The sequence below is a fragment of the Desulfosporosinus metallidurans genome, from assembly GCF_001936615.1.
In the GTDB taxonomy this organism is placed as follows: Bacteria; Bacillota; Desulfitobacteriia; order Desulfitobacteriales; family Desulfitobacteriaceae; genus Desulfosporosinus; species Desulfosporosinus metallidurans.
In genome coordinates this window covers 46,820-71,567 of record NZ_MLBF01000004.1, presented here as the reverse complement: position 1 = coordinate 71,567, position 24,748 = coordinate 46,820, and the positions used below count along the sequence as shown (strand labels likewise).

Genomic DNA, 24,748 nt, shown 5'->3' with positions numbered 1-24,748 from the left:
ATAAGATTAATCAGATTTGCACGTTAGACTGGCCATGTCGGCAAAAGATATTGATGTTTTTCTGAGTAGAAGGGGCTTAGTTAGTGAGTTTGAGGGGGTAATTTCTTGAAATCAATTTTTTCTCAAAACAAGTTGCCTTTAGCCTATGCCGGAATAATGGTTTTATTAGAGTTGGTGTTTAGAAATTCAAATTTTACGTTAATGTTTTTCTCTTTAAGCATTGTAGGTTTCTTGGCTATTATATTATTTCGTACAAGCCTAACTTTGAAATTATTAGCCTTTGCCATAGAATTCTTAAAGAGGGGATCTATGGGGGATTACATAGTTTTGGAAAGAGGAGTCGATGTTTCTAAAAAACTCCTTGATGAGTTAATAACGCTAAAAAAGGCGGGTAATACAGATAGGACAGCCCTCCTGGAACTACAAAAAAAGCTATTAAAGGAGAATAAAGGACTCCTTTCCCTAAGCACCTTCTGGGAGCCCAATGCCTTTGATGGCAAAGATGAGAACTTTAGGAGTTCGGACTACTATGATAATGGGAAATTTACTGCTTATGTCTATTGGGAAAACGAAACTATCGAAGTGGTAGCTCTTAAGAATGTTTATTCTGAAGCATGGTACACCATCCCTAAGGAAAGTCGCAAGGTTTCAATTATTGAACCCTATATTTATGATCTGAATGGCAGTAAAATTTTAATGACGAGTATAATGCGGCCGATCATCATTAATGGCAAGTTTATGGGGGCAATTGGGGTAGATATTGAATTAAAAGAAATCAAAGAAATCCAAACGGATGTTGTTTTATATGAAAATAAATATAAGGGACACGATCTTGATAAGATCAAAGAAGCTTTGACGGAAAGAAATGATGAGCTTGGAATACTTGGACAAGTCATCAAGGCAGCCAATATCAATCAGAAGGAATTAACGAGCCGTCTCTTGGAAACGGCAAGTGAAGTTACTAACACATCACAAGAACTGACCTTAATATCTCGAGAGTCGGCCAAAGCCGTTGAAGAGATCGCAAAAACGATCGAGCAAATTGCAGGAACCGCCACAGAACAGGCGGGCGATACGGAGAACGGCGTTAGGCAAATTATCGAGCTAGGAAATTTAATTGAACAAGATCAACTGTATTTAGTTGAGTTAAACCATTCTGCGGAAACCGTAGAAACAATGAAAAATGAAGGCACTGTCTCCATTAACGAACTAAAGGAAAGAACTGCAGAAAGAGAACGTTATATGGAACGAATACAAGAGGGAATCATTAAAACAAATCAAAGCGCGGAAAAAATCAATTCTGCTAGTCAAATGATTCAAGCTGTAGCGGATCAAACCAATTTATTGGCTTTGAATGCGGCCATAGAGGCAGCACGAGCAGGTGAAGCAGGAAGAGGCTTTGCCGTTGTAGCCGAAGAAATCAGGAAGTTAGCAGAACAATCCAGTCATTCAACCAGAGATATCGCTGAGATCGTTAAAGAATTACAAATCAATTCTCAGAATGCAGTTGATATCATTGATAAAAGCTCTGTCATTACCAAAGAACAAGAAGATAGTGTCACAGTTACAGATGAACGATTCAAGGGCATAGCTTCGGCTATTGAAGAGACAAAAACAATTGTTAACAAGTTAAATAGTTCAGGGCAAGAAATGGAAAAGAAAAAAGACCAAATCACGGAGATTTTGAAAACCTTAGCTCGTATTGCAGAAGAAAATGCGGCTAGTACGCAGCAAGTCTCCGCTGCTTCAGAAGAGCAAACAGCTTCAATGATCGAGATCGCTAATGCCAGCGGGGGATTATCACAATTAGCTAAAGAATTACAGCAATCCATCGATAAATTTAACAGTTAGTCGATAATTGAGAAGGCCAGCGTTTTCCCACGGGGGAGACGATGGCTTTTTTGTTTTTAAGCCAATTTTAAGCTAGAAATGTTAAGGTGGAGATAATGAGAGATATAAAGGGGGACTCGGGCTTGGACTTAATGACAGATCAAGGTACTAGTGTTGCTTTTTTTACGTTAGTGTTATTCGCATCTACCTGGTACCACATACGGAAAGTTAAGCAACAAGCTAACCAGTCGAGTGCTAAACATGAGTAAATAGCTAAATTGAAAATGGAAACGCTGGGTGAGTTTAAACTCACCCAGCGTTTCTGTTTTTATGGATGGTGAGTCGCTGGATGCTTAAGTTAATAATAACGTATGACGAGGTACACTGCTGAAATTACAACGGAGAGAATCATTAGAGGAAAGCCTACTTTAAGGAATTGAATATAGCGTATTTTGGTACCGTTTTTCTCAGCGATTCCTGCTACGATGAGATTGGCGGAGGCACCGACTAAGGTTCCGTTTCCGCCGAGACAGGAGCCTAAAGCCAAAGCCCACCAGAGGGGCTGAGTTTGTGCTGGGGTGAGCTGACTGAGTAGAGCTAGTTTCTGAATTAGGGGAATCATGGTTGCGACGTATGGAATATTATCAAGGAACGAAGACAGTAGAGCAGATATAACCAGAATTAACAGAACCATAAGGAGAGGGTCCCCTTGAGTCAAGCCCATGCTCCACTCTGCCAGACGGTCAAGGACTCCCACCTCAATAAGCCCTCCGACCAGGACGAACAAACCAGCAAAGAAAAAGAGTGTGGGCCATTCAATGGATAAGAAAACATCTTCGGGTTCTTCATGGGCCAAGATCATTAGGAGCATGGCCCCACCAAGCGCGATGGTGGCTGTTTCCAGGTGAAGGACAGAATGCAAAGAAAATCCCAGAATGACGATGCTCAAGACTAAAAGGCTTTTCTTGAGCAAGGCAAAGTCCTTAATGTGATCCCATTCATTTTGAATCCTGAGTTTGGCTTTTAATTCTTCTTTGGTCACCAATTTGCGGCGATAGATTAGATAAAAGATATATAAAGTAACCGCCATAATGACGAGCACAACAGGAGCAAGATTAAGAATAAAATCCATAAAACTGAGACCTGTTTGTCCGGCGATCATGATATTGGGTGGATCTCCGATCAGAGTGGCTGTACCGCCGATATTACTCATGATGATTTGACTGAAGAGAAAGGGAGTTGGATCGACCTCCAGTTGTTCAGCAATGGAGAGGGCTATCGGGACAATTAATAAGACGGTCGTGACGTTATCCAAGAGTGCGGATATGAACGCCGTGAGTAAGGATAAGGAGAGCATAAGTAGGAGGGGGTCTCCTTTTACTTTTTTGCTTACCCAAATGGCAAGAAAGGCAAAGACCCCCGATCGTCGGGTTAAATCAACGATGATCATCATACCAATCAAGAGTCCTAGGGTATTCCAATCGATGTGATGAATCGCCTTATCTTGTGTGAGAACGCCTAAGATAATCAGTAGTGAGGCACCGAAAACGGCGGTCACGGCGCGAGGAACTTTCTCGGTGATGATAAAGAAATAGCTAAAGATAAAGATACTGATGGCGATTCCAATTTGCATTAATACACCTCCAAAATTGTTGATCTTTGTGGCGAAAGCCACTAGTGGTAAAAAAAGAGAGTAGTCTAAAAGACTACTCTCCCCAGAGAAGTTGATTCTTGTAGTCTGGCGATCCTCGCTTAATTTCAAAAGTCTATTCGACGTGCTTTCAAAATTAGGCCTTAGACCCATGACTTTAGCGTCCTTCACTTTCGCGAAGTTTACCCCAACCGAACCTACTAATTATTAAATTGACCATAAATCACATTTTAAGACTATAATTTAATATCAAGAATCAAGAATCAAGAATCAAGATGAAGCTCGTAATTAGTATAACAAGAAACGTTAGAATTCGTCAAACAGGTATAACGATATTTCATGTGAGGGAAACAATTCCAAGAATAAAAATCTGCTATCGATAGATACTATACTTTGAAGTGAGCAAATTTCGCCTTATATTGCAAAAAAAAAACTAAGGGAGGTCTTTTCAAGTGTTTAAGCATGTTAAAGATATGGAATACACGGTACATGTCGATCGACCAGATCCCCGTTTTGCTGTCTTGTTACTGGAGCAATTTGGGGGCGGCAATGGTGAACTTAAAGCAGCCATGCAGTATTTTTCTCAGAGTTTAGGATGTAATGATCCAAAAATACGGGACTTACTGCAAGATATTGCGGCTGAAGAGTTGAGCCATTTAGAAATGGTGGGTGAGTGTCTTGGCATGTTGATTGGTCCCGTCGATAGCATTCCTAAAGATTTCTCAGCGAATCATATGGCCCTGCTTGGAGGTGGACCACTTCTGGTTAACTCTGCAGGTGTTCCTTGGAGCTCGACCTTCGTCAACTCAATGGGAGATATCTATACTGACCTTTCGTCAAATGCCGGAGCAGAACTGAGGGCTAAACTTATCTATGAGCGGCTTCTCCAACAAACAGATGATGCCGGGGTTAAAGATATGATTCGTTTTCTCTTGAGTCGCGAAGAATCTCATAACTTCTCCTTTATGCAAGCGATTGACACCTTGAAAGGAACTGGTGTTAACAAAGACTTCCGGGATTCGGATTTCTCCAAGAAATACATGAATATGTCAACAGGTCAGGGAGATAGTCGAGGTCCATGGAATCAAGGTAACGAGTTTTCCTATGAGGAGAACCCGAACGAGAAGTATGGCGGGCCAGCCCAGTATGGAAAAGATCCACAACCAGCCGGTGGGAAGGAAGTTGCGCCAGGCTATAATGACCATACGCGCAATAATCCTCAATATTCCCAACCTCAACCTCAGGCTAAACCACATTAAGAAAAGCGAAATTGTAAGCTAAATGAATAATGTACAGTGCAAAAAACGGGCAGTTAATGTCCGTTTTTTTGTCATTTCGAGACACGATGGAATTGTGGTTGACAGTTATATACTTAAGGAGTAATATATTTCGAGTACGGAATATTTATAAACGTAATATTATCAGGGTAAATATTCTAACTTCGAAATACTAGGATAAAGGCGGTTAACAAATGGAAAATGAAAATATGAAGATTGCCAAGCTTCTTCAGGAAGTCATGCTCCTTTTCAGGCATAAGATGACTAAAGTAGTGGAGGATACAGGTATTACAACCCTTCAAATGATGATCATGGGAATTATAAGTAAGGAAAAAACGCTCAAAATCACGGAATTAAGTGGCAAGCTTAGTTTATCTAATAGTACTGTATCCGGTATTGTAGACAAGATGGAAAAGTTAGGAATGGTAGAGAGAACAAGAAGTGAACGAGACAGAAGAGTGGTTTATGTCAGTATATCTCCAAATTTTGTGGAGATGCATAAAACCTTTCATGAACGTTTTGAAGAAAACATTGCTCTAACAATAAACAAAAGTACCCCGGAAGAACTCAATAAAATACTCGAAGGTTTAGAGGTGCTGAAAAGGCTTCTGAAAAGTCAAGAAAAGTGAACTGAATTTCATCCTCAGGGCTAGAGATTAAAGAGAATGGAGATTGATGTTGTGTTTAAATTGTATCGATTTTTAAAACCTTATACTGCTTATATCGCGGTTGTTATCGTACTGCTCTTCTTACAAGTCCTTTCAGATCTCTATTTACCAACCTTGATGGCGAATATTGTTGACCACGGGATCGTGAACAAAGATGTCAATTATATTCTAAGAGTTGGTGGTTTCATGTTGCTTGTCGCAGCAGGGGGCACCTTATGTGCCATTATTGCAACCTTCCTTTCTTCCAAAACCGCTGTGGGTTTTGGGAGGATATTGCGCGAAAAGATCTTCACAAAAGTTGAAAGCTTTTCTTTGCATGAGTTCGACAAGATTGGCACTGCAACTTTAATTACCAGAACGACAAATGATGTAACTCAAGTTCAGCAGGTTTCAGTTTTGATCCTAAGTATGATGATCAGCGCACCGTTAACATGTATCGGTGGTATCATCATGGCCATCCAAGAAGATCGGGGTCTGACCTGGGTACTTTTGGTCTCGGTGCCTGTCCTCTTTGCCATTATTGGTATTGTGCTCACCAGAGGCATACCTCTTTTTAGACTGATGCAGCTAAAAATCGATAAATTGAATCTTGTTTTACGTGAGAATCTTACAGGTATTAGAGTGGTACGGGCTTTCAATCGTATTGATCAAGAAAAGAAGAGATTTGATGATGCTAACTCGGACCTTATGAATAACGCGGTTAAGGTAAACAAAATTATGGCCATCTTAATGCCCATGATGATGTTGATTATGAACTTTACGACGATCGCCATTATTTGGTTTGGGGGTATTCGAATCAACAATGGAGATATGCAGGTTGGATCTCTTATGGCCTTTATCCAATATGCGACGCAAATTCTTTTCTCCTTGCTCATGCTCACTATGTTATTTATCATGGTCCCGCGCGCTCAGGCTTCGGCTGTGAGAATCAATGAAGTCCTGGATACTGAACCGGAAATCAAGGATCCCTCTAAGGGCAATTCCACGAGTATACAACGAGGGTTCGTCGAGTTTAAGGATGTATCCTTCAGCTACCCTGGTGCAGAACAACCTGCGATCAGCAAGATAAACTTTAGCGCAAGACCAGGAGAGATTACGGCAATAATCGGAGGGACTGGCTCGGGCAAATCGACGATGGTCAATCTAATTACACGTTTTTATGATGTTGAAAGTGGAAGTGTTTTGGTTGATGGGGTGGATGTTCGAGAAATGAGCCAAGAAAGCTTGAGAGCCAAAATAGGCTTTGTTCCTCAAAAAACAGTTCTGTTTTCGGGTACTATTGCGGATAATATCAAATATGGCCGGGAAGATGCCACCTTAGACGAGATTAAGCATGCCGTTCAGGTAGCACAAGCCACTGATTTTGTAACAGAAATGGAAGCAGGCTTTGATCATACGATTGCCCAGGGTGGAACGAATGTTTCGGGTGGACAGAAGCAACGCCTCTCCATCGCCCGTGCTTTAATTCGCAGACCTGAAATCTATATTTTCGACGATAGCTTCTCAGCCCTTGATTTTAAAACAGATGCTAAGTTAAGAGCGGCTCTTAAGCCTGAAATTGCTGACGCGACGGTGTTTATTATCGCGCAAAGGGTTACAACTGTAATGGATGCCGATAGAATCATCGTTTTAGATGATGGACTGATCGCTGGAATTGGGACGCACAAGGAACTGTTAAATTCCTGTGAGGTGTATCGTGAGATTGTAGCTTCACAGCTTTCAGAGGGAGAAATAGCATGAGTGAAGGTAACGTTAATAAACCACAACAGGGAGTCATGGGAGGAAGACAGGGAGGACCTGGTGGAACCATTGGCAGACCTGTGGAAAAGGCCAAGAATTTCAAAGGTACTTTATTAAGGCTACTTCGGTATTTAAGACCACGCCGAATTCAGTTAAGTATCGTCGTCATTTTCGCCATTCTCAGCACCGTGTTCAGTATTTTGGGACCGAAGATTATGGGTAATGCCACAACGAAATTGTTTGAAGGCATCATGGGCAAAATGACGTTGGCCAAGCTGGTACCCCAGCAAGATATGCTAAGCAAATTGGCGGCTAATCCGAAAACAGCGACCCCAGAGGTAGTGGGAGGGTTGGCTCAGGTTAAAGCTGGGATTGCCAAAATTATGGCCTTGAATGGCGGGAAAATTGATTTTGACTATATCCTCAGAATCGTTCTGATTCTAATAGGGTTATATCTTGTGAGTGCCTTATTTAGTTATGTTCAACAATATATTATGGCTGGAGTGGCTCAAAAAACAGTTTATGATCTGCGCAAAGACGTGGATGACAAGCTATCGAGGTTGCCGCTTAGATTTTTTGATGCTAGGACACATGGCGAAATCTTGAGTCGAGTCACCAATGATGTGGATAATATTGCCAATACTTTACAGCAAAGTCTTACCCAATTGATCACGTCGATCGTAACGATTATTGGGGTTATCGTCATGATGCTAACCATCAGCCCGCTTCTAACCTTGATTGTTATTTTAACGCTCCCTCTTTATGTCTTAGTAACCACCGGTATTGCCAAACACTCTCAAAAACACTTTGCAGCTCAGCAAAAATCTCTGGGTGAACTGAATGGGCATGTCGAAGAAATGTACACCGGTCATGTTATTGTTAAGGCCTTTGGACATGAGGGGAAATCCATCGAGACCTTCAATGAAATCAATAACCGACTCTACGATGCAGGGTGGAAAGCCCAGTTTATCTCAGGTATTATCATGCCCCTCATGAGATTTGTCAGCAATCTGGGGTATGTTATTGTCAGTGTTGTTGGCGGCATTTTTGTCACGAATGGGAGAATAACGATTGGAGATATCCAGGCCTTTATTCAGTATTCAAGACAATTTACCATGCCCATCGTTCAAACTGCCAATATAGCAAACATTATTCAATCAACCGTAGCCTCGGCCGAACGTGTCTTTGAGCTCTTAGATGAAGTGGAAGAATTGCCGGATCGTGCAGATGCTAAGGTTATCGCTTTCCCTAAGGGAGACGTCAGCTTCAAAAATGTCGATTTTAGCTATAAAGAGAATGAAACCCTTATCAAGGGCATGAATATTGATGTCAAGCAGGGAAACACGATTGCTATAGTGGGGCCAACGGGTGCTGGTAAAACGACTCTGGTCAACTTATTGATGCGTTTCTATGAAATCAAGGCTGGCAAGATTACGGTTGATGGCGTGGATATCAGGGATATCAAACGTGGAGATTTGCGTAATATTTTCGGTATGGTGCTCCAAGATACATGGCTCTTTAATGGCACGATCATGGAGAATATCGCTTACGGTCGGGAAGGTGCAACTGAAGAAGAGGTTATAAAGGCGGCAAGAGCTGCCCATGCTAATCACTTTATTAAAACTCTTCCAGAGGGATACAACACCATCTTAAATGAGGAAGCCTCCAATATTTCGCAGGGTCAAAAGCAACTCCTCACGATTGCGCGAGCCATACTTGCTGATCCTGCAATCTTGATTCTGGATGAAGCGACCAGTAGTGTTGACTCAAGAACGGAAATTTATATTCAACGCGCCATGACGGAACTGATGAGTGGAAGAACAAGCTTTGTCATTGCTCATAGACTTTCGACGATCAGAGATGCAGATTTGATCCTCGTGATGAACAAAGGAAATATTATTGAAATGGGTAACCATCATGGACTTCTTGCTCAGAAGGGCTTCTATGCCGATCTTTATTATAGTCAGTTCGCGGGAGCGAACTTGGATACAGACGTAGTATAAGCAGCAGAAAAAAGGGTGGTGGCTAGATTTGTATAATCTAGCCACCACCCTTTTTCCCGGTCATGTCTTGAGTTCTTGCCAAAAGTTAATGACGTGGAGCCCATAACATGATAGAGACTCCGACAAGACAAATGGCACATCCAATCCAGTCATATACATCAGGCACTTTTTTATCGATTCCCCAACCCCATAGGATTGCGAGAATAATAAAGACACCCCCGTAAGCGGAATAAACTCTACCAAAGTTCGGGAACTTCTGTAATGTGGGTATGATGCCGTAAACGATGAGAATTAGTCCCCCAATTATTCCATACCAAAATGGCTTTGCTTCTCTAAGGGAAAGCCAAATCAAATAACCTCCCCCAATTTCTGCTAAACCAGCTAAAATAAATAAAAGAATCGCATTAAACATGTATTGCTCCGTTCGCCGTTAGCTCTTAATCGTTAGGTTCATGACGATGTTTAAGGTGATTATGACTATGATCGTGATCATTGTGGTGGACATGTGGATGGGGATGTTCATGTTCATGCTCATGTTCGTGGGCAAGTCCAAGGGCATGCGCTATCGTATGGTCTTTGTCGGGGAGGGTATCAAACCAGCCGTTATTAGCACTCTTTATGCTGTCTCGGAAGTGAATATAGGGCTTGATGTCTAGTAAAGGTGTTCCGTTATAGGCGTCGATTCCCGAAATGATGAGTTCGTTGCCTTGGATTTCTTTTAATTGCACAATACTTAGCCCGATAGGGTTGGGCCTTTTAGGGGAACGGCTCGCAAACAGTCCGATTTCAAGTTCGGGAGCCCAAGGGGAGTGGGTCAGTAGTTCGACGGGAGGGGTTACTTGATCGAGATGATAGAGGACATAAATATAGTTGAAATTATCCAAAGATTTCAGAGCACTTGCATACTCGGGATTGAGCGTGATCCAGAAATCGCCGGGTGCGTCAGGAAGCGGCTGATGAGGGGTATTAAAGGCAAAATAAGGGGTATGGATTGTGCCTATCGATTGAAGTGTGATGGACATAAAAATCTCCTTTCTTTTTAACCATTTTCTTAACGATTAATCTGTGGCCTTATCCATGCTCTTTAGCTCCACCGATGTGAAAATGAGAGCGCTTATGAATGAGGTTAACATCGAGAAGAAGGTCGCGGTTACTGAGAATTTCGTACGCTGTGCTGTCTGCTGCAATCGTGTGGTTTTCGCGCAGAACGATCACACGCTGAGCGATTTCTTCCACAATGGAAAGGTCATGTGTGGCAGTAATAATCGTTTTTCCTGCGCTCTGGAGGGCTGAAATAAATTCTACGAGCCAAAACTGGGTGCGTGGGTCGAGCCCATTCGTGGGTTCATCGAGAAATAAAACTTCGGGGTTGGCAGTTAGAACACAGGCTAAAGCGACTTTTTTCTTCTCCCCACCACTCAATTTATAGGGAGGGCGGTCTAATAGGGGTGTGATTCCTAGTAGGTCAGCAGTTTCAACGATCCGTTGTTCAACCTGTTCGGCAGAGAGGCCAACCTGGAGTGGCGCAAAGGATAACTCATCCCGAACGGTGGCGGAGAAGAGTTGGGCATCAGAATTTTGGAAAATGAAGCCGACACGTTGGCGGAACTCAGATAAGAAGGAAGGATCTTGCAGTTTTTTTTCAGTAAGGTTCTGTCCAAAGGCCAAGATTTGACCAGATGTAGGATGAACGAGTCCGGCAAGAATTTTAAGGAGTGTGGACTTTCCGCTTCCGTTGGCTCCAAGAATAACAAGGCTTTGTCCGGGATAGACCTGAAGATGAATATCAGATAGGACGGGCTGCTCGGGAATATAAGCATAGGAAAGGTCCGTTAATTCGAAAAGGGGAGCGGTTTGTTGTGACAATGTATTATCCTCCTAAGACTTTGTCGGCAGCATAAAGTGTTAAGCACGCCATGAGGCTGACTCCCGCGCTAAAGATGTCCACCCAGCGTAGCTGAAAACGCTGAAGAGTAAAAATTTCACCGGTATAGCCTCGCGCGACCATTGAGGTATAGACCTCTTCGCTCATTTGTAGTGATTTACCGAAAAGGTGGGCAATGGATGAACCCACGAAACGCCGTTGTTCACTTCCAGAGGAACGCCCTGCATCACGTGCTTTGCGCGCTAAGAACATGTCTTCGAGCAGTGTAATAAGCACAAAAATATAACGGTAGGTCATTTCCAGCGTAACAATGAAAATCTTAGGAACAAAAAAAGTTCGCAACGCACGCAACAGGTTGTTCCAACGTGTCGTCAGGGTGAGGAGAACTGCGAGAGTGACTGAAATTCCCACTCGACTGATCAGGAGAATTGCTCCCCAAAAGCCTTGGCGAGTGATGGTTAATTCAGGTGGAAAATGAATCGGCCCTAAATGGTGCGGGGTCGAGAACGTCCAAAGCATCCAGAGGGGGTCACCGGGTCGCACCCAATTAAAGATGGAAGGCAAAACCATGATCCCTGTAAATAAGGGAATAACGAACCAAACCCGCTGGATAAGGAAGCGACTGGGTACCTTGGATAACATAGCGAGGATTAGAATCCCCAGATAGATCCCCCAAAGCAAGGGTAAATGGCGCAGGAGGTTGACGGTTATGAGAAGGGAAAAAATGGCCAAGAGCTTCATCCTGGGATCCAGGGCTTGCAGGAATCCAGGGCGAAGTGCGATCTCCTCAGAATAGACGGATTCCCGTACAAAATGAATAATTCCTTGAAGAGTTTTTTGAATAAAATTGGACTGCTTTACTTTAGTCGAAGGAGAGGGTGCAGGCGGACTATTAGTTTGCAGCCAAAGAGGAAGATCCATTCCGCTCATCTCCCTTCTGGAAGTCACCTTGAAGGAAGAACGCAGTGACGAGGTCTAACACAGCATCGGTCTGAGGATTTAAGTATCCGTCAGGAATAGGCATAAAGGAAGGTTTCCTCCTCTCGTTATTAAAGTTCCGTCTTTTCTAAAATAATACGGTGGTTGAGAAGAGCCATATCTTTGATTTTGGCTTGAATAAACTTTTGTTTTCCAAAGATATCCACGAGTTTGAGACCGTTTTCGTAGGGTTCTATGGTATCAACCGACTCCATGAATAAAATATCGTTTTCTCCATCCTTAAGATAGGCATTTGCTTCACACATTACATTTTGCTCCTTCTTTTTGAAAATTAATAAAGGCCATAGATTAACATCATAATTCAAGTTATAACTATTATATTCGACAGCCCAGAAGGGATATCCTGTATGAAAAAGACCATGGAAAAAATGACCAGACTTAATGTCGAGTCAAGACCTCCATGGTCTCTTTTTTTCATATTGGATTGTTGTCTATGCTAAAGATATTCTACATGAATATGTAAATTCCTTTTGAACTTAATTTATATTTTTGAGGGGAGTGAGTTCACGCTTTTGTCCGCCAATAAGACTACCTAGAGAAAGCATGGATATAAACGCACCTTTAATTAAATAATGATCTTTTCCTGTTTTCTTCAAAATTTTTTTAGTTAGTCATAAACTTAGCAGGGATTTAGAAAGCGGATGTAGAATAAAAGAAATATTAACCAAATATTGAAGATGCAGGACCATGAAGGTGTTTGCAAAGGCCATGGAGGTTTGACTTTTTAAAGTCTATTTCCTTGGCCTTTTTATTTTATTTAAAAAGAAGGGGGTTAAATACTAAACAAAAATGCCGCATTCAAATGAATCATCCGTTCGAAAAAGAGAAAAAAGGAGAGATAGTTATGCATATGGCAGATGCCTTGATTTCACCTTTAGTTGGTGGAACCATGTGGGTTGCAACAGCGGGTGTTGCGGCTTACTCGATTAAGAAAGTGCAAAATGAGATGGATGAAAAGAAAATTCCTTTGATGGGAGTGATGGGAGCTTTTATATTTGCGTCCCAGATGATTAATTTCTCAATACCAGGAACAGGCTCCAGTGGACATCTGGGAGGAGGGTTAATTCTTGCAATTTTACTGGGTCCCTATGCGGGCTTCCTTACTATGGCGTCAGTTCTCACGATACAAGCTTTGTTTTTTGCAGATGGGGGTTTGCTGGCCTTAGGTAGTAATGTCTTTAATCTCGGTTTTTTTCCATGTTTTATTGCCTACCCCTTGATTTATAAAATGCTCATGCGAAAAGGGTATTCTACAAAGCGAATATTTGGTGCATCGATGCTTACAGCTATTATAGGCCTTCAAATGGGTGCTTTCGGGGTCGTATTGGAAACGTTCTTTTCCGGAAAGACCGAATTACCGTTTGGGACGTTTGTCTTATTAATGCAGCCCATTCATCTTGCAATCGGTGTGGTAGAGGGCCTTGTCACAACCGCTATTGTAACTTATATTTGGAAGTCGCGCCCAGAAATTATTGAAAAGGCCGGCTCAGGAGAGGCTATTGGGAATATTTCGATAAAGAAGGTTGTGGCAGGACTTGCTGCTGTTGCAGTGCTTTCAGGGGTAGTGTTATCCTGGTTTGCCTCTTCAAATCCTGATGGTTTGGAATGGTCCATGTTTAAGACGGCGGGTAAGGCGGAGCTGGAGGCGCAAGATGGCATTCATCAAAGCCTGTCTGAAATACAGAATAAAACGGCATTTTTGCCTGGTTATGACTTTAAGGCACCAGAAAAAGGAACGGAACAAAGTGCTGGAGAAAGCGAAGCATCTTGGCCTGCTGTAAGTGGAGGAACGAGTACCGCCGGATTGGTAGGTGGTGGGATGACGCTTGTTTTGGCGGGCCTTGTGGGGTCAGGCATCAGTTTGGCTAAAAGAAGGAAAAAGGGAACCCAGGCTTGAATAGTTCTGAGGTGGGGAGGATAACCCTGTCTTTAATTTGGAAATTAGGATTGGATTGTTGATATGTCGAACATCATGAATTCATTATATAATATGCGGATTCTCGATGACCTGGCCCGGAAAGAAACCGCCATACACCAAATACATCCTCTCGTGAAATTGTTGACCACAGTTAGTTATCTAACTGTGGTCGTATCCTTTGGGAAATACGATGTTAGCGGCCTGCTGCCGCTTCTTATTTATCCTTCGATGGTCTTTGCTCTAGCAGAACTGCCAGTAAAACCTATAGTTGCGAGGATCTTGCTTGTTTCGCCCTTCATTATTGGAATCGGTATCCTAAACCCTTTTTTCGATCATCAAATCGTTTTGTTGGGCGGAATAGAACTGTCAAGAGGGTGGGTCACCTTCCTTTCACTTTTAGTCAAGAGCGGATTAACCGTCACCGCGGCTCTCCTCCTCATTGCCACGACAGGGATGGATAGGCTGGCGGGGGCCTTAAGGATGCTGAAAATCCCTCGCATATTTGTGCTGCAGCTGCTCTTAACCTATCGCTATATCTCGGTACTGATGGAGGAGGTTGCTCGGACATTAAGGGCGTATTCACTGCGGGCTCCGGAGCAGAAGGGGGTTCACCGGAGCGCTTGGGGGTCATTGGCAGGACAGCTTATTCTCCGGACGTTTGACAGAGCGCAGCGTATTTATGAAGCGATGTGTTTAAGAGGTTTTACTGGGGAGTACCATACAGGAGGCTTTAAGGGAATTAAAGTCTGGGATTTGGCTTATTTGGCGGGATGGGTCTTATTCTTTGCGGTGGCAAGGATTTACAATATTCCTTTGTTAATAGGTTCATTGATAACGGGAGTGATACGATGAGTCATCATAAACTTGAGGTCAAGGATTTGCATTATAGTTATCCAGATGAACATAAAGCGGTCAAAGGAATGTCCTTTCGTATCCGCCATGGAGAGTCGGTGGGAATCATTGGAGCCAATGGAGCAGGAAAATCCACGTTGCTTATGCTGCTCATGGGGGTTCTTTTTCCAAGCCAGGGAGAAGTTTGTGTGGGGGACGTTCATGTTACGAAAAAAACACTCCCCATGATTCGTCAAAGACTTGGTATGGTTTTCCAAGACCCGGACGATCAGTTATTCATGACAACAGTCTATGATGATGTGGCCTTTGGCCCTCGCAATTATAAACTTGACGAAAAAGAAGTTGAAAAGCGTGTCCTTCAAGCTTTGGAGATGGTGGGAATACTTCATTTGAAAGATCGTGCACCCTTCAAGTTGTCAGGAGGAGAAAAGCGTGCTGCGGCTATTGCCTCTGTACTTTCTATGCAGCCTGACATTTTGGTGATGGATGAGCCCACGGCTGCTCTTGATCCGAAATCCAGACGAAGGGTCATGGAGCTGCTTCATAGCTTTAAACATACAAAAATTATCACGAGTCATGATTTGGATATGATCTTTGAGATTTGTGAACGAACTATTGTGATCAAAAATGGGGAAATCGCAGCCGATGGAATTACCACGGAAATTCTCGTAAATACTGAATTAATGGATGAGTGCGGGCTTGAGGTGCCGCTAGCGCTTCAAAACTGTCCGGTCTGCGGGATGGAAAAACAGAGCAGCTTCTTGGTTAGGAAACTGTCAAAAGAACAGGCAGGTGAGAAAAATGACACTTCAACAGCTTAAGTATGCAATTGAAATCGCAACCTGGGGCTCCATTAATGAGGCTGCAAAGCGTTTATTCATAGCTCAGCCCAGCCTTTCCAACGCAATAAAAGAATTGGAAGCAGAGCTTAATATCACGATTTTTGAGCGCACCAACAAGGGAATTAGTATTTCAGTTGAGGGGGCGGAATTTCTCGGCTATGCACGGCAAGTATTGGAGCAAACAGAATTGTTGGAAAACCGTTACCTAGATGCAAAGCCATCCCCCCAGCATTTTTCTGTTTCAACCCAGCACTATGCTTTTTCTGTCAATGCCTTTGTAAATCTCCTAAAAAAATATGCCTTGGAGGAATATGAGTTTACCATAAGAGAAACAAAAACCTATGAAATTTTGGAGGATGTAAAAAACCTTCGCAGCGAAATCGGTATTTTGTATCTCAATGAATTCAATTCAAAGGTAATCAATAAGCTTATGAAAGAAAATAATTTGGAGTTCACAGTATTATTTAAAGCTGCACCTCATGTTTTCATCAGTGCTAAAAATCCCCTGGCAAAGCAAGAGAGAGTCACGTTGGAGGATTTAGATTCGTATCCCTGCTTGTCCTTTGAGCAAGGAGAGTACAATTCTTTCCATTTTTCAGAGGAAATATTGAGTACCTTATCTCATAAAAAGAGTATCCGTGTGAGTGATAGGGCAACTCTGTTTAATCTTTTGATCGGATTAAATGGCTACACCATTTCAACAGGCGTTTTAAGTGCTGACCTTAACGGCAATAACATCATCCCAGTACCCTTGGATATTAACGAAACGATCACTGTTGGATGGATTTCACATAAAAGTGTAACGCTTAGCAGGCTTGCGACAGCTTATGTGCAAGAATTGGAAGAAGTAACTAAACATCTATAGATAATCACTGGCAGAACTCTAAAAATTAGCCTGTTATAGTTTTATGCTATAGCAGGCTATAGTTTTTTGGAGTTAACCTATATCTATTTTATCATGCTATAGTGAATGTATTAGGTTCAAATCTATCTAATGTACTTTCTCAAAATTAAGGGGGCTAACTGATGAGATACAATATCGAGGAATATTTAAAGGAAAGAATTCTTGTCCTAGATGGCGCAATGGGGACTTGTATTCAGGGATATAACTTAAATGAGCAAGAGTTTGCAGGACGTTGTAATTGCCATAGAGGGCAAAAGGGGAATAATGACCTTCTAAATATTACTCATCCAGAGATTATTAAAGGGATTCATAAACGTTATCTAGAAGCTGGGGCGGATATCATTGAAACAAATACCTTTAATGCAACTAGAATATCTCAAAAGGATTATGGCATGGAGGATAAGGTCTATGAGCTTAACTTCCATGGAGCAAGGCTGGCAAGAGAAGAAGCAGATCTTTTTACGAACGTTGATCCCAGTAAACCGCGTTTTGTAGCAGGTTCAATTGGGCCTACCAATAGAACAGCATCACTTTCACCAGATGTTGAAAACCCAGGAATAAGAAATATAAGCTTTGATGAACTCGTACTTGCTTATGGGGAGCAGATACAGGGGCTTGTAGATGGCGGCGTCGATATTATAATGATTGAAACAATCTTTGATGCTTTAAATGCCAGAGCAGCTATATTTGCAGCCGAAACTGTCTTTGAGGAAAGAGATTTAACCCTGCCTATCTTCATCTCAGGGACTATTGCTGATAAAAGCGGCAGAATTTTATCCGGGCAAACGCTGGAAGCCTTTGCCCACACTATGAAGGGTGATGAAATTCTTGGCATAGGATTAAATTGTTCCTTTGGAGCCAAGGATTTAATTCCTTTCATTAAAAATCTTTCCAAAACACAAGATCGTTATGTAACTTTTCATCCAAATGCAGGTCTGCCAAACTCCCTTGGGGAGTATGAGGAACGTCCGGAAGAAACTGCGGCTTTGGTCAAGGAATTGGCAGAGGAAGGTCATTTAAATATTGTCGGGGCATGCTGCGGTTCAACCCCAGCGCATATTAAAGCGATCAGTGCAGCGATTAAGGGTATCAAACCAAGGAAAATCCCTCTGATCGAGAAAGAGACGGTTTACTGTGGTCTTGAAGCCATTGTCATAAAGAAAGAAAATAATTTTGTCAATATTGGGGAACGAACGAATGTTTCTGGATCAGCTAAGTTTGCAAGATTAATCAGAGAGAAAAACTATGAAGAAGCCTTATTTGTGGCCAAAGAACAGGTGGAAAATGGAGCCCAAATTATAGATATAAACTTTGATGATGGGCTGCTTGATGCCTTAAGTGAAATGGATCTATTTCTTAAGCTGCTTGCTAGTGAGCCGGAGATTTCCAGAGTACCGGTAATGATTGATTCCTCAAAATTTGAGGTTCTGGAAGCAGGCTTAAAGGCAATCCAAGGCAAAGCTGTCGTAAATTCCATAAGCCTAAAAGTAGGGGAAGAGGAGTTTATTCGGCAAGCAACGTTAATTAAACGATATGGCGCGGGCGTTGTGGTAATGGCTTTTGATGAACAAGGCCAGGCAGATACTTTTGAAAAGCGAATAACAGTTTGCAAAAGAGCGTATGATTTATTAGTAAATAAGGTGAAGTTTCCACCAACGGATATTATTTTTGACCCTAATATTTTAGCCATTGCCACAGGGATTGAAGAGCACAATAATTACGCGGTCGATTTTATTAACACCGTAAAATGGATCAAGGAAAATCTTCCTCATGCCAAGGTCAGTGGTGGGGTAAGTAATTTATCCTTCTCCTTTAGAGGAAACAATGCCATTAGAGAGGCTATGCACTCTGTGTTTTTGTATCACGCTATTGCTGCAGGAATGGATATGGCTATTGTAAACCCAAGTATGATTCAAATTTACGATGAAATAGATAAGGAGCTGCTGGAAAAGGTTGAAGATGTAGTACTAAATAAGACACCTGATTCTGCTGAAAAACTCTTAGAGTTTGCGGAAAAATACAAAGCGTCTGGCGGGGATCAAGTTGAGAATAAACTTGCCTGGCGAGAGCAAGATTCTAAGGAACGATTAATTCATGCCTTAGTCAAAGGCATAGCAGAATTTATAGAAGAAGACGTTGAAGAAGTCAGAAGACAATATGACAGAGCAGAAGAGGTTATCGAAGGTCCCTTAATGGATGGAATGAAGGTGGTTGGAGAATTATTTGGCGAAGGAAAAATGTTTCTCCCCCAGGTTGTAAAAAGCGCCAGAGTTATGAAAAAGGCAGTGGGTGTTTTATTACCCTACATTGAGGCAGAGAAGAAGAGCAGTGAAAGTAGCAGTGCAGGAAAAGTGGTCGTTGCCACGGTTAAGGGGGATGTCCATGATATCGGCAAAAACATCGTTTCCGTTATTCTGTCTTGCAATAATTTTGAAGTTATTGATCTTGGAGTAATGGCATCTTGCGAAGTAATCCTGCAAACAGCAAAAAAAGAAAATGCTGATATCATAGCTCTGAGTGGACTGATTACTCCCTCTTTAGATGAGATGTCTAATGTAGCGGAAGAAATGGAACGGCAAGGGTTTAACATCCCCTTGATGATTGGTGGAGCAACAACCTCTAAGACTCACACAGCCTTAAAGATTGCACCTAACTATTCAAAGGGAGTCGTGTATAGTGTTGATGCTTCTAAAGCCGTAGAAGCTGCCAAAAAGCTGGTCGATAAGAATGGAAGAGAGAGGTATTTAGCTCAAATTGAGGAGGAATACCAAACTATAAGCGAAAGCTACGGGAAAATTGAAAGAAAGCTTGTGCCGATCGAAGAAGCTAGAGAAAAGAAACTTCAAATAGATTGGGATAAGGAAAGTATTAACGTTCCAAACTTAATTGGAACCAAACATTTAAAAAATTTCCCCATCAGCGAGCTTAGAAACTATATTGATTGGTCTTATTTCTTTGTAGCTTGGGATATGGGCATGGTGTATCCCAAAATTATGGAAGATCCTAAATTTAGCGAAGAGGCTAAAAAGCTTTTTGATGATGCCAATGAAATGTTAGATTTACTGGAGAGGGAAGACATACTTACAGCAAATGCTGTTTTGGGTATTTTTCCTGCTAACTCTCTAGGAGATGACCTTGAAATGTACCATAATGGAAGTGTTACCACCTTCAATATGTTAAGGCAACAAGCGGTTTCCAAGGATAATGTCTATAGATGCCTTGCAGATTATATAGCCCCTAAGGATAGTGGAAAAACTGATTATTTAGGTGGATTTATTGTGACTGCAGGAATAGGCGCTAAGGAGTATGCCGAGAAACTTAAAGAACAAGGCAATGACTACGGAGCAATTATGGTAAAACTTCTTGCTGATAGACTGGCAGAAGCCTTTGCAGAGTTATTACATTTTCAGGTAAGAAAGGATTATTGGGGGTACTCTCCAGATGAAAAGCTAGAACTTAGATCTTTATTAAAGGGGTCATTTAGGGGAATAAGACCTGCCTTTGGATATCCTAGTCTTCGGGATCATGCTGAAAAAACAAAGCTTTTTCAGCTTTTAGAGGGAGAACGTAATACGGGTATAACTTTGACAGAACATTATATGATGGATCCTGTTGCTAGTGTGTGCGGGCTGTACTTTGCCTCTGAAGAGGCAAACTATTTTGATATCCACAGAATTGATAAGGATCAAGTGGATGATTACGCAAAGCGTAACAATAAAGAGCTTAAAGAGATTGAGAAGATGTTAAGTACTAGTTTGGCGTATAAATAAAAAATTGGGGCAGCAATTAATAATTTCAAGATTGAATTTCCTGGTTGACACATTAGGTGGATATACGATAACATGATAGCAATTGAATATTGGAAAATAAAGGTGCAAGTACTAAGAGTACAGCTTAAAAGGGAAGCAGGTAAAAGTCCTGCACGGTCCCGCCACTGTAATGGGGAGATGTTTCATACTAGAGGCCACTGGCTCATACCGGGAAGGCGTGAAGCATTCATGAACCAAAGTCAGAAGACCTGCCTTTATTAATGAACCAATAACTCTACGAGCGATAGGGGGGTTCCATAAGTTAGTGTTGTATTCAGGGATATACACAGCCTCTTGGCGCTCATCGTCAAGGGGCTTTTTAATTTGAAAAATTGGAGGGTGTTTAACCGATGATAACAGAAATTATTAAAAGAAATGGAAGACTTGAGACGTTTAATCAAGAGAAAATAGTACATGCCATTTTCAAAGCCGCCACTGCGTGTGGAGGATCGGACTATGAGCGGGCTGAAGAAATAGGCCGACAGGTTATCGATGTAATACAGAAAAAATTCAGGGACAAGCAACCGGATGTAGAATCAATCCAAGATATCGTCGAAAAAGTCCTCATAGAAAACGGACATGCTAAAACCGCCAAAGCCTTCATCCTTTATCGTCAAAAAAGGAAAAGCACCCGTGAGATGGATGCTCTTATTGGGGCGACGATTGGAATGTTTTCCGACTACTTAGGAGATAAGGACTGGCAAATTAGTGAGAATGCGAACACCCAAAAAAGTATTAATGGTTTAAACAATTACATTCGAGAAGTCTTCACCAAAAAGTATTGGCTTTATGAAATCTATCCTCAGGAAATTCGAGAGGCACATGAAAGTGGAGACTGCCACATCCATGACCTGGGCTTTTTCGGACCCTATTGTGCAGGTTGGGATTTGAGACAGCTCCTGCTTGACGGATTCGGAGGAGTACCTGGCAAGGTGGAAAGCGGTCCAGCCAAACATTTGCGATCGTTCCTTGGGCAAATCGTAAATTCTACCTTTACGACACAAGGGGAAACGGCCGGAGCTCAGGCTTGGTCTAGTTTTGACACCTTCTGTGCACCGTTTATCCGGTATGACCAATTGACCTTTACCCAAGTCAAACAGTGCTTGCAAGAATTTATTTTTAACATCAATGTTCCCACACGAGTTGGATTTCAGTGCCCCTTTTCCAACCTTACGTTTGACATCAAGGTGCCTTCCACGTTGAGAGAGGAGCAAGTAATTATCGGCGGAACCTATACTGAGGCTAAATATGGAGAGTTTCAGGAAGAGTTGGATATGTTCAACTTGGCGTTCTGTGACGTTATGCTGGAAGGAGATTCCAAGGGCAGAGTGTTTACGTTCCCAATTCCTACCCTTAATATTACCCAAGATTTTGATTGGGAGAGTCCTGTCACGGATGCCTTTATGAGAATTACGTGTAAGTATGGCATCCCTTATTTTGCGAATTATGTCAACTCAGATCTGTCTCCTGAAGATGCAGTATCTATGTGCTGCCGGTTAAGGCTTGATACCGGTGAACTGAGAAAACGAGGTGGGGGGTTGTTCGGAAGCAATCCTCTCACAGGATCCATCGGTGTTGTTACCATTAACCTGCCCAGATTAGCTTACCTAGCCAAGACAAAACAAGAATTTATGGAACGTCTGAAACATATGGCGGAAATCGGGCGCACGGCCTTGGAAATTAAGCGGAAAATGATTGAGCAGCAGTCAGAAAGGGGTCTGTATCCCTATTCTTGCTATTATTTGAGACATTCAAAGGAGCGGACGGGGCATTATTGGCACAATCATTTCAGTACGATCGGTATCGTCGGGATGAATGAGGCGTTACTAAATTTCATGGGAAAAGGCATTGAAACGGAAGAAGGACGGGAGTTTTCCGTGAGTGTTATGAACTATTTGAGAGAGCTATTGGTTAAATTTCAACAGGAGACCGGAAACGTCTACAATTTAGAGGCGACGCCAGCAGAGGGAACCTCTTACCGTCTGGCTATGTTGGATACTAAAAGATATGACTCAATTATTACGGCTGGCGATGAAGTTCCTTATTATTCAAACTCAACCCAACTTCCGGTAGGGTATACGGAGGATATTTTTGAGGTTTTGGAGCTACAGGACGAATTGCAGTCTCTTTACACAGGAGGAACGGTTCAGCACCTCTATCTTGGAGAAGCGATTGAGGATATTAGTGTTTGTAAGCGGCTTATTCAAAAAATATTTAACAAACACAAAATCCCCTATATCTCCATTACTCCAACCTTCAGTATCTGCGACTCTCACGGATATATCAGCGGAGAACATTTCGATTGTCCTGAATGTGGTGCCGAAGCCGAAGTATGGTCCAGAGTGACAGGCTACCTCAGACCGGTCAAGAACTATAATCTTGGGAAGAAAGAAGAGTACGCTCAGAGGAAAAAATTCGTGATGCCAGAGGTGTTAGCATGAATATTGGAGGATTTGTGAAGACGTCATTTGTGGATTATCCGGGTAAGATAGCGTCCGTGGTTTTCACGCAGGGCTGTAACTTAAGATGTGGTTATTGTCACAATTTCAGGCTTATCGATGAAAATGATGGTTCAACGGGTATTCTGCCTGAGGAGATTTTCGAATTCCTTGCGAAAAGAAAAGGAATGATCGATGCAGTGGTTGTAACTGGCGGAGAACCGACGTTGCAAAAGGATCTAAACGTTTTTATCAAAGAATTGAAGGCCATGAGTTTGCTCGTAAAGCTTGACACCAACGGAACAAATCCGGATAGTTTGAGAGCGTTGATGGAGGATAAGCTACTGGATTTTATCGCCATGGACTTAAAGGCTCCGCTCAGGAAATATGAGCAGGTTACAGGGACAAGCTGTTTGGAATTAGCCTCCGTTTTAGAAAGCGTGGAAATCATAAAAAGCTGCGGGCTGGCCTATGAGTTCAGGACAACACTATGTCCTGAACTGGAAGCGGAGGATATACCGAAAATTATGTTGGATTTTGAAATTGCTTCAAATTATGTAGTTCAGAGCTGCAGAAGTACGGAACTTAAAAAAGTATCTAGCAACAAGCAGGATCTGAAGAGATTGACTCAGTGGTCTAAAAAGAATTTGTCTTTCTCTTTTCGAGGGTTTGGAAGTCGGTTAAGTAATTTGACGTGATAGTCAATATTGCGGTTGCACATTATTATGTCATAATAACAGCATAATAAGTGAGAGGTGATTATACTATGCCACAGCTATATCTCTGGAAAGCTTTTTTGCTGAGATTGCTGCGGAGAATCTGCTTGCAAAAATAGAAAGCACCATAATTCGATTAAAAGATTTTCCCTATTCTTGCAGCTTTGTTTTGGATGAGCCGTTAAAGAGTGTATTGGATAAGGCGAATTGCCGACTTTTAACAGAATTAAGCCGTACAGAGTAAGCAAACGTATCGATTATATGAATTACAAACGTTGAAACAAATAATTGGTAGACATTGAACTGCATTTGCCCACCCCCATCCTTGATATGACTATGTCAGATAGGGGAGAGAAAGACCCAGTGAATGCAACAATTAGTTTGACAATCAGTGCTAATAATTGTAAATTTTTGCACTGACAGGGTTTACAAGAATTTATAGTTAAGGTTATAATGAAAACAATTAAATATTAGGTAATGAGTGATTTTTTTCTAAGGAAAAGAATTTAAAAGGGAAGTCAGTTAAAATCTGACGCGGTCTCGCCACTGTAATAGGGAGTTGCCTCACAAAATGTCACTGGATTTTATCTGGGAAGACGTGGGGTAATGATGAACTAAAGCCAGGAAACCTGCTCATTGCAGATCAACACAGGAACCTACGGAAGATAGGGGAGGTGTCGTTTATGTCGGGAAGTCAGCGTATATTATCCGGCTAGCGGAGTCACTATATCCCTTTACAGGTATTCTGTAGAGGCTTTTTTTTGTTTCTCTTGAAGGAGGCCTGACTGGTGAGATATCGAGAGAAGAATCAGGAGATGGAAGAGCACAGGCAAGCGTTGCTTGATGCGCGAGGAGAAATCTTTGGGAAGTATAATTCGGAAAAGGAGCAGAGGATTCAGTGGCTTGTGAAGTTCATAGATATTGAAGACGAACTCGAAGAATTATCCCGACGGAAAACCAATGGACTAGCTCATAGGAGATAACGTAAATTTTAATTTATGAAAAATTCAGGTATCGGAGCATGAGTGCTTCGGTTAAAAAGGAAGCAGGTGCAATTCCTGCACGGTCCCGCCGCTGTGATGGGGAAATGTTTCGTGAAGGCCACTGGCATAGTCTGGGAAGGTGCGAAACATTGATGATCCAGAGTCAGAAGACCTACCTGTATTTACACCAACTACTCTACGAGCGATAGAGGGAGGTGTTAAAAGTGCTGGCA

The 24,748-nt window shown here is 42.1% G+C and carries 20 protein-coding genes, 1 pseudogene and 4 riboswitches; of the genes and pseudogenes, 13 read left to right on the top strand and 8 right to left on the bottom strand.

Annotated features, from left to right (window positions below; all coding sequences use genetic code 11):
• Window positions 1-105 precede the first annotated feature (105 nt).
• A complete protein-coding gene (locus DSOL_RS04315) occupies window positions 106-1,851 on the top strand; it encodes a methyl-accepting chemotaxis protein (RefSeq protein ID WP_235838683.1) in 1,746 nt (581 codons plus the stop codon).
• A 337-nt stretch (window positions 1,852-2,188) separates the two neighbouring features.
• Here DSOL_RS04315 and DSOL_RS04310 read toward each other — a convergent pair whose 3' ends face one another.
• Window positions 2,189-3,487, bottom strand: a complete 1,299-nt coding sequence (locus DSOL_RS04310) for an ArsB/NhaD family transporter (RefSeq protein ID WP_486598765.1) — start codon at window positions 3,485-3,487, stop codon at window positions 2,189-2,191.
• Between the two features lie 72 nt (window positions 3,488-3,559).
• Window positions 3,560-3,678: riboswitch (cyclic di-GMP riboswitch) on the bottom strand.
• A 255-nt stretch (window positions 3,679-3,933) separates the two neighbouring features.
• Between DSOL_RS04310 and DSOL_RS04305 the strand changes: the two genes are divergently transcribed.
• The 4 genes from DSOL_RS04305 (at window position 3,934) to DSOL_RS04290 (ending at window position 9,169) form a co-directional block, all read left to right on the top strand.
• Window positions 3,934-4,740, top strand: coding sequence for a manganese catalase family protein (locus tag DSOL_RS04305; RefSeq protein ID WP_075363653.1), 807 nt, complete (start codon window positions 3,934-3,936; stop codon window positions 4,738-4,740).
• A gap of 212 nt (window positions 4,741-4,952) precedes the next feature.
• Window positions 4,953-5,387 (top strand): MarR family winged helix-turn-helix transcriptional regulator, encoded by a 435-nt coding sequence (locus DSOL_RS04300; protein WP_075363652.1) that lies wholly within the window; start codon window positions 4,953-4,955, stop codon window positions 5,385-5,387.
• Between the two features lie 51 nt (window positions 5,388-5,438).
• Complete coding sequence (locus DSOL_RS04295) at window positions 5,439-7,166, top strand: ABC transporter ATP-binding protein (protein ID WP_075363772.1); 1,728 nt, start codon at window positions 5,439-5,441, stop codon at window positions 7,164-7,166.
• Window positions 7,163-9,169, top strand: coding sequence for an ABC transporter ATP-binding protein (locus DSOL_RS04290; protein WP_075363651.1), 2,007 nt, complete (start codon window positions 7,163-7,165; stop codon window positions 9,167-9,169). Before DSOL_RS04295 ends, DSOL_RS04290 begins: the two co-directional genes overlap by 4 nt.
• Window positions 9,170-9,254: 85 nt before the next feature.
• On the opposite strand, the gene DSOL_RS04285 is transcribed toward DSOL_RS04290, so the two are convergent.
• Genes DSOL_RS04285 through DSOL_RS04265 form a run of 6 tightly spaced genes read right to left on the bottom strand, consistent with a single transcriptional unit; the run spans window position 9,255 to window position 12,298 of the window.
• Window positions 9,255-9,581, bottom strand: coding sequence for a YnfA family protein (locus DSOL_RS04285; RefSeq protein WP_075363650.1), 327 nt, complete (start codon window positions 9,579-9,581; stop codon window positions 9,255-9,257).
• A 25-nt stretch (window positions 9,582-9,606) separates the two neighbouring features.
• Window positions 9,607-10,191: a tRNA (N6-threonylcarbamoyladenosine(37)-N6)-methyltransferase TrmO gene (tsaA, locus tag DSOL_RS04280; protein ID WP_075363649.1), complete on the bottom strand. Its 585-nt coding sequence runs from the start codon at window positions 10,189-10,191 to the stop codon at window positions 9,607-9,609.
• A gap of 49 nt (window positions 10,192-10,240) precedes the next feature.
• Window positions 10,241-11,035 (bottom strand): energy-coupling factor ABC transporter ATP-binding protein, encoded by a 795-nt coding sequence (locus DSOL_RS04275; RefSeq protein WP_075363648.1) that lies wholly within the window; start codon window positions 11,033-11,035, stop codon window positions 10,241-10,243.
• A gap of 4 nt (window positions 11,036-11,039) precedes the next feature.
• The gene (cbiQ, locus tag DSOL_RS04270; protein ID WP_075363647.1) at window positions 11,040-11,975 is read right to left on the bottom strand and encodes a cobalt ECF transporter T component CbiQ; all 936 of its coding nucleotides are present in this window, start codon (window positions 11,973-11,975) and stop codon (window positions 11,040-11,042) included.
• Entirely contained in the window at window positions 11,947-12,078 is a 132-nt protein-coding gene (locus DSOL_RS29440; protein ID WP_282433523.1) for a hypothetical protein, read from the bottom strand. The genes cbiQ (DSOL_RS04270) and DSOL_RS29440 overlap by 29 nt, the downstream gene beginning before the upstream one ends.
• 25 nt (window positions 12,079-12,103) lie before the next feature.
• Complete coding sequence (locus DSOL_RS04265) at window positions 12,104-12,298, bottom strand: CooT family nickel-binding protein (RefSeq protein ID WP_075363646.1); 195 nt, start codon at window positions 12,296-12,298, stop codon at window positions 12,104-12,106.
• Between the two features lie 599 nt (window positions 12,299-12,897).
• On the opposite strand from DSOL_RS04265, the gene DSOL_RS04260 reads away from it, so the two are divergent.
• From DSOL_RS04260 to DSOL_RS04230, 7 genes are all read left to right on the top strand, one after another.
• Window positions 12,898-13,950, top strand: coding sequence for an energy-coupling factor ABC transporter permease (locus DSOL_RS04260; protein WP_075363771.1), 1,053 nt, complete (start codon window positions 12,898-12,900; stop codon window positions 13,948-13,950).
• A gap of 63 nt (window positions 13,951-14,013) precedes the next feature.
• Complete coding sequence (cbiQ, locus tag DSOL_RS04255) at window positions 14,014-14,823, top strand: cobalt ECF transporter T component CbiQ (RefSeq protein WP_075363645.1); 810 nt, start codon at window positions 14,014-14,016, stop codon at window positions 14,821-14,823.
• On the top strand, window positions 14,820-15,644 hold the full coding sequence (locus DSOL_RS04250; RefSeq protein WP_075363644.1) for an energy-coupling factor ABC transporter ATP-binding protein: 825 nt from the start codon (window positions 14,820-14,822) through the stop codon (window positions 15,642-15,644). Before cbiQ (DSOL_RS04255) ends, DSOL_RS04250 begins: the two co-directional genes overlap by 4 nt.
• A complete protein-coding gene (locus DSOL_RS04245; RefSeq protein WP_045576978.1) occupies window positions 15,625-16,530 on the top strand; it encodes a LysR family transcriptional regulator in 906 nt (301 codons plus the stop codon). The genes DSOL_RS04250 and DSOL_RS04245 overlap by 20 nt, the downstream gene beginning before the upstream one ends.
• A 161-nt stretch (window positions 16,531-16,691) precedes the next feature.
• Window positions 16,692-20,339 (top strand): methionine synthase, encoded by a 3,648-nt coding sequence (metH, locus tag DSOL_RS04240; protein WP_075363643.1) that lies wholly within the window; start codon window positions 16,692-16,694, stop codon window positions 20,337-20,339.
• Between the two features lie 83 nt (window positions 20,340-20,422).
• A riboswitch (cobalamin riboswitch) is annotated at window positions 20,423-20,609 on the top strand.
• A gap of 119 nt (window positions 20,610-20,728) precedes the next feature.
• Entirely contained in the window at window positions 20,729-22,819 is a 2,091-nt protein-coding gene (locus DSOL_RS04235; RefSeq protein WP_045577080.1) for a ribonucleoside triphosphate reductase, read from the top strand.
• Window positions 22,816-23,514: an anaerobic ribonucleoside-triphosphate reductase activating protein gene (locus DSOL_RS04230; RefSeq protein WP_075363642.1), complete on the top strand. Its 699-nt coding sequence runs from the start codon at window positions 22,816-22,818 to the stop codon at window positions 23,512-23,514. Before DSOL_RS04235 ends, DSOL_RS04230 begins: the two co-directional genes overlap by 4 nt.
• A gap of 198 nt (window positions 23,515-23,712) precedes the next feature.
• Here DSOL_RS04230 and DSOL_RS04225 read toward each other — a convergent pair.
• Window positions 23,713-23,841, bottom strand: a pseudogene (locus tag DSOL_RS04225) (lipid II flippase family protein); the annotation flags it as partial.
• A gap of 153 nt (window positions 23,842-23,994) precedes the next feature.
• Window positions 23,995-24,183: riboswitch (cobalamin riboswitch) on the top strand.
• Between the two features lie 137 nt (window positions 24,184-24,320).
• Between DSOL_RS04225 and DSOL_RS04220 the strand changes: the two are divergent.
• A complete protein-coding gene (locus DSOL_RS04220; RefSeq protein ID WP_075363641.1) occupies window positions 24,321-24,515 on the top strand; it encodes a hypothetical protein in 195 nt (64 codons plus the stop codon).
• Window positions 24,516-24,524: 9 nt separating this feature from the next.
• Window positions 24,525-24,709, top strand: a riboswitch (cobalamin riboswitch).
• Window positions 24,710-24,748: the final 39 nt, after the last annotated feature.